The following is a 7,365-nucleotide window of genomic DNA, read 5'->3' on the forward strand; positions in this document are numbered from 1 at the left end:
CGGCGTCACCCGGGTCGCCGGACCACCAGCAGGCAGACGTCGTCGTCCTGCTGGGGTCCGAGCAGGGCAGCCACCAGGTGGTCCCGCACCTTCTGGGCGTCGGCGCCGGGGGGGAGCTGGGTGAGCGCCGCGCGCAGCGCCTCGATCCCGTCCCGCAGCGGTCGATCGCGGGACTCCACCAGGCCGTCGGAGTACGCGACCAAGGTGCTGCCCACCGGCATGGTCGCTCGCGCGCCGGCGGTCTCGTCGGTCAACCGGGCCAGGCCCACGGGCGTGCGCAGGCCGCCGTCCAGCTCCCGCACCTCGCCGTCGGGAAGCACGAGCATGGGCGCCGGATGGCCAGCGCGGGTGTACTCGACCTCGCCGTCGAGCAGGCGCAGGTACACGCACGTCGCGACGTCCGCCATCCCGAGTCCGCGGACGAGGTCGTCGAGGCGCTCGATCACCGTTCCGGTGGGCGCCCCGTCCCACGCGTAGGACCGCAGGACCGAGCGCAGCTGACCCATCGACGCCGCGGCGCGCATGTCGTGCCCCACGACGTCGCCGACCGCCAGCCCGGTGCTGCCGTCGCGCAACGGCAGCACGTCGAACCAGTCCCCGCCGACCTCCGCGGGGTGCAGCGCAGGTAGGTACGTCGCGGCGATGTCCAGACCTTCGATCTCCGGCACCTGGGAGAGCAGGCCCTGCTGCAGCGCGAGGGCGCTGGTGCGCTCCCGCTCGTAGAGCCGCGCGTTGTCCAGCCCCAGGCCGGCACGGTGCGCGAGGTGGCCCGCGGTGACCACGTGCTCCGGGTCGAACTCCTCACCCGGGCGGCGCACCAGGGCGGCCACGCCGAGCGACCGCCCGCGGGCGAGGAGCGGGATGACCAGGGCGGTCCCCACACCCAGCCGGTCGAGCAGCTCGAGCTGCTCGGGCGTGGTGCGCTGCGGCAACGAGGCGACGTCCACCCGGTACGGGGTCGGCACCGGATCGGCGTCCGCGCGGCGCGCCGCCTGCACGGCAGGTGCGTGCGTCACCCAGGTCGGGGCGAGCTCCTCGAGCCGCCGGGCGATCTCGATCGTCGCCGGGTCACTGGTCGCGACGTGCAGGCGCTCGACGCGGCCCCGCTCGTCGAAGGCGGCGACCAGGCCCCAGTCCGCCATCTCCGAGACCAGGGTCTCCGCGAGGCGCGACACCGCGGCTGCGTAGTCCAGGCTCCGGGCGAGACCGTCGGAGACGCGCGCCAGCAGCAGCAGGCGCGCCCGGTCCGCCTGCACGGCGTCCATGGCCGCCTCCCGGGCGAGCTCGGCAGTCACTCGGGCGGTGACGTCGGCCTGGATGCCCACGAAGTGGGTCACCTCGCCCGCGGCGTCCGTGATGGGGCTGATCACCACCTGGTTCCAGAACGCGGTGCCGTCCTTGCGGTGGTTGAGCACCGTCTCGGCCACCGTGCGTCCGGTGCGGACCGCCTCGCGCATCCGGGCGATCGCCGCGGGGTCGGTGTCGGGGCCCTGCAGGAACCGGCAGTTGCTGCCAAGGACGTCCTCGGCCCGGTACCCGGTCACCTGCTCGAAGGCCGGGTTGACCCAGACCAGCGGGTTGTCCGGCTGGCGCGGGTCGGAGATGGTGAACGACAGGTCGCTGGCGGCCGCCGCGCGACGCAGCAGGTCCGCCTCCCCGAGCTCGGTGGGCGCAGGGCTCACCTGCGGTGCGTCCACGCCGTCGGAGGGAGCCATGATCGGCACTCTAGGCTCCCTCACCGGGCGCCGTCAGCACCGCGGACGTGTCACGCGGCCTCGGTGGCTGCCGTGCGCGCGAACGCAAGCCGGAACGCCGCCGCCGTCGCCAGGTAGAGCAGCGCGAGGCCGGCGAACACCGCGGGAGCCTCCCCCGTGTTCGGCAGCACCACGGCGCCCAGCGCAGCGGCTCCCACGAACGCCGCGTTGTAGAGCATGTCGTACGTCGCGAACGCGCGACCCCGGAAGTCGTCGTCGGTGTCCCGCTGGACGATCGTGTCCACGGCGATCTTCGCCCCCTCGGCGGTCAGGCCGAGCAGCCCGGCGCTCGCCAGCACCGTCAGGCGGGAGACGTCGACCAGCAGCAGTGACTGCCCCGCCGCCCCCGCGACCAGGCACACCACGATCCACGTCTGCAGCGACATCCGCTGGGTCGCGAGCGGCGTGAGCACCACGGCCACGGCGAACCCGACACCGGACACCGCGAGCACGCTGCCGAACGTCGCGAGGCCCGCGGCGGCGTCCGTCGGGTCGGACAGCACGTTGCGGGAGAGCAGGATGCTGGCGATCAGCATCGCGCCGTAGATGAACCGGTGCACCGCCATGACCCCCAGCGCGTACGCGGGCGTCCGCCGCTCGACCAGGTGCCGCGCACCGTCGACCAGGCCGCGGGCGATGTGCTGCACCTCGTGCCAGAGCTCCGAGGCGGCCGCCCGGTGGGTCGGCCCGAGGTCGTCCGGACCCAACCGCAGCGCGAGGGCGGACGCCGCGCCGAACAGCAGTGCCGCGCCCACCAGGGCGATCGCGTCGTGGGTCGGGCCGTGCGAGGCGATCAGTCCGGCGACGAAACCCGCCCCCGCGCCCACGCCAGCCGCCGCCGCGCCCAGGGTCGGGCTGATCGTGTTCGCGATCAGCAGCTGTTCGCGCGGGACCACGCGAGGCAGGCCGGCGGACAGTGCGGACAGGAGGAACCGGTTGATCCCGAGGGTGACCAGGCTGAGCACGTACACGAGCGGACCGACGCCGACGGAGACCATGAGCACCGCGAGCACCCCCGTGAGCACGACCCGCAGCGCGTTGCCCACCAGGAGGACCTGGCGCCTGCGCCACCGGTCCAGCAGCACGCCGGCCCACGGGCCGACCACCGTGAACGGGACCAGCAGCACCGCGAACGCCGCGGCGACGTCGGCGGCCGTGGCCATCCGTTCCGGGGCGAAGAAGAACAACGTGGCCAGGCCTGCCTGGAACGCGCCGTCGCCGGTCTGGGAGACCAGTCGCACCGTCAGCAGCCGGCGGAATCCGCGGTGCACCGCGACGACCCGAAGGTCGGACAGCACACTCACGACGGCCTCACCCGCGCAGGCTATCCGAGCCTGAACCGCCCCCGCGCTGCCGCCCCGCGGGCCACGATGGAGCCATGGCCGTCCTGACCGGGACGGTGGAGCCCTGGGCCCTCTCCGCCGATGCGGTGGCCAGGCTGTGCGGGAGCACGCTCGAAGGGTTGTCCGAGGAAGAAGCCGCCTCCCGCCTCGCTCGCGACGGACCGAACGAGCTGCGTCCCCGGGCGCCGGTCCCGGTGTGGCGCCGGTTCCTGGCCGCGTTGGCCGATCCGCTGGTGATCCTGCTCCTGGTCGCAGTGGCGGTGTCCCTGGTGGTGTGGGTCGCCGAGGGCGCGTCGGGCGTGCCGGTGGACGCGGCGGTGATCGCCGGGATCGTGGTCGCCAACGCGGTGCTGGGGTTGGTGCAGGAGCGCAGGGCGGAGGGCGCCGTGGCGGCCCTGGCTCAGCTCAGCGCCGCGTCCGCCACCGTGCTGCGCGGGGCGGATCCCCGGCGGGTGCCCGCCCGTGATGTCGTGCTGGGTGACGTCCTCCTGCTCGCGGAGGGTGACACGGTGGCTGCGGACGCGCGGCTGGCGGCGTGCGCGGCGCTCGCGGTGGGGGAGGCGTCGTTGACCGGCGAGTCCGTCCCGGTCGACAAGGACCCGGCTGAGGCGCGTCCCGAGACCGCGCTCGCGGACCGCACCGGCATGGTGCTGGCCGGCACCGAGGTGGTGCGGGGCACCGGCCGCGCCGTGGTGGTGGCCACCGGGACGGACACCGAGACGGGCCGGATCGCTGAGCTGCTCGAGCGGACCCCTACCGAGCCGACGCCGTTGCAGCGTGAGATGGCCAGGGTGGGACGCAGCCTCGGCTGGGCCGTCGCGGTGATCGCCCTGGTCGTGGTGGCGACCGTGGTCCTGACCTCGCCGCTGCGCACCCCGTCCGACGCGGTCGCGGTGCTGCTGCTGGGTGTGTCGCTCGCCGTCGCGGCGGTGCCGGAGGGCCTGCCCGCCGTGCTGTCGGTGGTGCTCGCGCTCGGCGTGCAGCGGATGGCGCGTCGCAACGCCGTGGTGACGCGGCTTTCCTCGGTGGAGACCCTCGGGTCGGCGTCGGTGATCTGCACGGACAAGACCGGCACCCTGACGTCGGCGGCGATGGCCGTGCGCCACGTCGTGACCGCGTCCGGGGCGGCGGAGGTGTCCGGCACCGGGTTCGAGCCCGACGGGGAGATCACCGTCGACGAGGAGTCGATGGACGTGCGCTCGCCGCTCGGGCTCGAGGTCGCGGCGACGCTGCGGTGCGGTGCGTGGGCCAGCGACGCCACGGTGCGCGAGGAGGGCGCGCGGTGGGTGGCGGTCGGGGATCCGACCGAGGCGGCGCTCGTGGTGGCGACCGGCAAGCTCGCAGACTCCGACGCGCGCCCATCCGACGTCGTGCGGGTGGGTGCGGCGCCGTTCACCTCGGAGCGCAAGCGGATGAGCGTCCTGGTTCGCGGGCCGGGCCTGCCTGGGTCGGATGGCGCCGGGGGCACGGTGCTGCTGGTCAAGGGTGCACCGGACGTGGTGCTCGGGCTCTGCACCCGGGTCGCCGTGGGTGACCGCACCGCTGCGCTGGACCCGGAGCGGGCGGCGCAGGTGCGGGCTGCGGTGGACGACATGACGACGGCCGCGTTGCGCACCCTGGCTGTCGCCGCGCGCCAGGTCGAGCCCGTCGGGGAGCACCCGACCGTCGGTGCGGAGCCGCACGTGGTGGAGGCCCTCGAGCATGACCTGGTGCTGCTGGGTGTGGTCGGCATGATGGACCCGCCGCGACCGCAGGCGGCGCCGGCGATCGCGCAGGCGCACCGTGCGGGGGTCGGCGTCGTGATGATCACCGGCGATCACCCGGCCACCGCGCGGCGGGTCGCCGACGACGTCGGCATCGGCGGCGCGGGAGTGCTCCCGGGCGCGGAGCTCGACGGGCTGGACGACGACGCGCTGCGGGACGCGCTGGACCGCACGCACGTGGTCGCCCGGGTGAGCCCGGCGCACAAGCTGCGCATCGTGGACGCGCTGCAGGCCCGCGGCGAGGTGGTCGCGATGACCGGCGACGGCGTGAACGACGCTCCGGCGCTGCGGGCGGCCGACATCGGCGTGGCGATGGGCGTCGCCGGCACCGAGGTCTCCCGCCGGGCCGCGGACATGGTGCTCGCCGACGACGACGTCGCGACGATCGTCGCCGCCGTGCGCGAGGGCCGCGTGATCGTCGCCAACATCCGGGCGTTCCTGCGCTACCTGCTGTCCTCCAACATGGGCGAGGTCCTCACCGTCCTGCTCGGGGTGGTGGGGGCCGGCGCGCTCGGGTTGGCGGGGCACGGCGAGCACGTGGTCGCTCCCCTGCTGGCTACCCAGATCCTGTGGGTCAACCTGCTCACGGACTCCGCGCCAGCCCTGGCGCTGGGCGTCGACACGCCGGTCGAGGACCTCATGGACCGGCCGCCCCGACGGCCGGACCAGCGGGTGATCGACGCGGCGATGTGGCGCGGGGTGCTGCTGGTCGGCGTCGTGACGGCCGGAGCCTCGCTCGTCGCGCTGGACCTGTACCTGCCCGGGGGCCTGCTGGATGGCGGTGCTGGCGACCTGACCACGGCCCGCACGGCCGCGTTCACCGTCCTCGTGCTCGCGCAGCTGTTCAACGCGTTCGCCGCCCGGTCGGAGTCCGTCACCGCGTTCCGCGGGCTGACCCGCAACGCATGGCTGTGGGGCGCCGTGGCGCTGTCCGCTGCGCTCCAGGTCGCCGTCGTGCACGTGCCGGTGCTCCAGCGGGCCTTCTCCACGGCGCCGCTCGACGCGCAGCAGTGGGCGCTGTGCGTGGGGCTCGCGGCGGCCGTGCTGATCGCCACCGAGGTGCGCAAGGCGTTGGCGAGGGTGTGGACGCGCTGATCACCGGAGCCGGGTGAGGAGCGGTCTCTCGGCGCGCTCCCGCCGGACGCACCCCGTGGTGCTCGGCGACCGGGCCGGCTCCGGGACGGATCGTGGAACATCCTGCGCGCATGGTGCGCACGATGTTCCACGATCGCGCGACCCGGTCGCCGGCGGTTGTCCACAGGTGGGACGGGTGGGCGCGCGGTCGGTCGGGGATCGCTGACGATGTCGGGGTGCCCCTGGACGTTGATCAGCTCGAGAGGCTGGCGGCGCAGCAGGACGGGGTGGTGAGCCGGGCTCAGGTGCTGGCGCTCGGCGGCTCGCACGGGCTGCTCACGCGAGCGGTCGACTCCGGGCGGTGGCGCCGGCTCCTGCCCGGCGTGGTGGTGACGCACTCGGGTCCGGTGCCGTGGATCGCCAGGGCGCAGGCGGCGGCGCTGTACGCCGGACGAGGCGCGGCCCTCAGCCATGCGGCGGCGGGCTACCTGCTCGGCTTCGTGAGGAAGGCACCCCGCACGGTCGACGTCAGCGTCCCGGCGGCCCGGCGCGTGCGGAACCAGCCGGGTCTGCGCGTGCACCGGAGACGGTCGGTTCCGGTGCTGCCGTGGTCGCCACCCCTGGTGACGGCAGCGGCGACCGTGCTGGACCTCGTCGAGCTCGCGTCCACCGAGGACGACGTCGTCTCGCTCGTCGCGGCGGCCGTGCGGGCCCGGGTGCCCGTCGCCTCGGTCGCCTCCGAGATCGCGCGGCGGCCGCGCCTGCGTACCCGCGGGCTCCTCGTCGAGCTCCTGACTGACGTCGGCGAGGGCGTCGAGTCCGCGCTCGAGCTGCGCTTCCGCCGCGACGTCGAGCGGCGCCACGGGCTGCCGCGGGCGACGCTCCAGGTCCGCGAGCGCGTCGGCGGCCGATGGATCCGCGCCGACGCGCTGTACGTCGGCATGGGGGTGCGGGTCGAGCTCGACGGTTCGCTCGGCCATCCCGGCGGTCGCACCGATGCCGACACCTGGCGCGACAACGCCGTGGCGGTCGAGCGCCTCGAGCTCACGCTGCGCTACCGCTGGTCTCACGTCGTGGGGGGTGCGTGTGCGACCGCCGCGCAGGTCGAGGCGGCGCTGCGCTCGCGGGGTTGGCAGGGCCGCGCCCACCCCTGTAGCCCCCGCTGCTCCGCCGGCCGCAAAGCCTGACCCACCCCGCCGCCGACCGTCCGTCCCCCCGCCGCCCAGCCTGCCGCCCACCCCCGACCGCCGGGCCTGCCGCCCCTGCCCCCGATGCGCGGCAGATCGTGGAACATCCGACGCAGATTGCGGGCAGGAAGCTCCACGATCACGTCGTGGTGCGTGGTGCGTGGTGCGTGGTGCGTGGTGCGTGGTGCGTGGTGCGTGGTGCGTGGTGCGACACCGGCGCCGGCGGGCGAGGCGCTCGTCGCAG

The 7,365-nt window shown here is 75.0% G+C and carries 4 protein-coding genes; 2 read left to right on the forward strand and 2 right to left on the reverse strand.

Annotated elements, in window-relative coordinates; translation table 11 throughout:
- Positions 1–5 precede the first annotated feature (5 nt).
- Complete coding sequence (locus Q6348_RS03170; RefSeq protein ID WP_304599880.1) at positions 6–1,715, reverse strand: SpoIIE family protein phosphatase; 1,710 nt, start codon at positions 1,713–1,715, stop codon at positions 6–8.
- 50 nt (positions 1,716–1,765) lie between these two features.
- Entirely contained in the window at positions 1,766–3,058 is a 1,293-nt protein-coding gene (locus Q6348_RS03175) for an MFS transporter (RefSeq protein WP_304599881.1), read from the reverse strand.
- A 74-nt stretch (positions 3,059–3,132) separates the two neighbouring features.
- On the opposite strand from Q6348_RS03175, the gene Q6348_RS03180 reads away from it, so the two are divergent.
- Positions 3,133–5,955 carry a cation-translocating P-type ATPase gene (locus tag Q6348_RS03180; protein WP_304599882.1) on the forward strand — a complete coding sequence of 941 codons (2,823 nt, stop codon included), beginning with the start codon at positions 3,133–3,135 and terminating at the stop codon, positions 5,953–5,955.
- A gap of 215 nt (positions 5,956–6,170) precedes the next feature.
- On the forward strand, positions 6,171–7,121 hold the full coding sequence (locus Q6348_RS03185; protein ID WP_304599883.1) for a type IV toxin-antitoxin system AbiEi family antitoxin domain-containing protein: 951 nt from the start codon (positions 6,171–6,173) through the stop codon (positions 7,119–7,121).
- Positions 7,122–7,365 lie beyond the last annotated feature (244 nt).

The sequence above is a fragment of the Actinotalea lenta genome (assembly GCF_030586465.1).
Lineage (GTDB): Bacteria > Actinomycetota > Actinomycetes > Actinomycetales > Cellulomonadaceae > Actinotalea > Actinotalea lenta.